This is a genomic window from Streptomyces sp. MK37H (assembly GCF_018035285.1).
Taxonomy (GTDB): Bacteria; Actinomycetota; Actinomycetes; order Streptomycetales; family Streptomycetaceae; genus Streptomyces; species Streptomyces endocoffeicus.
This window is the reverse complement of the sequence record NZ_JAAAYH010000867.1, coordinates 1-1,304: the sequence shown is the minus strand read 5'-3', so window position 1 is coordinate 1,304 and position 1,304 is coordinate 1. Positions and strand designations below refer to the sequence as shown.

The 1,304-nt window shown below is 78.0% G+C and carries 1 protein-coding gene; it reads left to right on the top strand.

Annotated features, from left to right (window positions below):
* A partial coding sequence (locus GWI24_RS44490; RefSeq protein ID WP_374103419.1) for a GTPase occupies nt 1–1,304 on the top strand: 1,304 nt, incomplete at both ends.

The following is a 1,304-nucleotide window of genomic DNA, read 5'->3' as shown; positions in this document are numbered from 1 at the left end:
GCGCGCGCACCGCCGGGTCGCCGGACGTGCCGCGGGCCGCCCGGCCCGTGCGATGGACCAGGGGGCGGCGGAGGAGGCCGCACCGGACATCCCCGGCGCCGCGGCGGGCTACTTCCCGGGGGAGGAGCCCGGCCGGCGGTCCTTCGGCGGCCCTCCGTACGCCGTGTACCAGGCCGGCGTCCGCAGCTTCGCCACGGGCACCCTGCGGCCCCGTCTGGAGGCCCTGCGCCAGCTCGTCGGGCTGTCCCGGTCCCGGCTCGACGGGCGCACGCTCGCCGGGGCCGCGCGGGTGCTCGACGAGGCGGACGCGCGGGGACGGCATCCTTATGGGCACACCGTGGTCGCCGTCGCCGGGGCAACCGGAAGCGGTAAGTCGACACTGTTCAACGCCCTCGCCGGAGCCCCCCTCTCCGAGACCGGCATCCGCCGCCCGACCACCGCCACGCCCCTCGCCTGCGCGTGGACCGACCACGCCGACGGCCTGCTGGACCGCCTCGGCATCCCGGCGGTGGACCGGCGCAACCCGGGCTATCCGTATGACCCCGCGCTGCGCGGCCTGGTCCTGCTCGACCTGCCCGACCACGACTCGGCCGCCCCGGGCCACCGGGAGCGGGTGGACCGGCTGCTGGGTCTCGTGGACGCGGTGGTGTGGGTGGTGGACCCCGAGAAGTACGCGGATGCGGTCCTCCATGAGCGCTATCTGCGGCCGCTCGCCGGATACGCCGAGGTGACGTTCGTCGTGCTCAATCAGGTGGACCGGCTCCCGGGCGAGGCCGCGGACCAGGTGCTGGACGATCTGCGGCGGCTGCTGGACGAGGACGGGCTCGCGCTCGGGGAGCACGGGGAGCCGGGGGCCGCCGTGCTCGCGCTGTCCGCGCTGACCGGCGAGGGCGTCGGGGAGCTGCGGGAGATGCTCGCGCGGCTCACGGCCGAGTGCGGGGCGGCCGAGCGCCGGCTGTCGGCGGACGTGGCCGGCACGATGACGCGGCTGCGGCCGCAGTATGTGGCGGACAGCGGGCCGGTCGGGCTCACCGAGCGGGCGCGGGCGGAGTTCGAGGACCGGCTGGCCGAGGCGGCGGGCGCGGGCGCGGCCGGGAAGGCGGCCGAGCGCGCCTGGCTGAGGGACGCGGAGTGGGCGTGCGGAACGCCATGGGGGCGGCTGCGGGGGAGGAAGGGCCGCGCCTCAGCGGGCTCTCGAGGCGGCTCTCGGGGCTCACGAGCCCCCGGGGCCGGGGAGTGGACGGAGATCCCGGGCGCGCGGGCGCGAACCGTGGGGGTGGAGGCGGTCACGGCGCGCCCCGCGG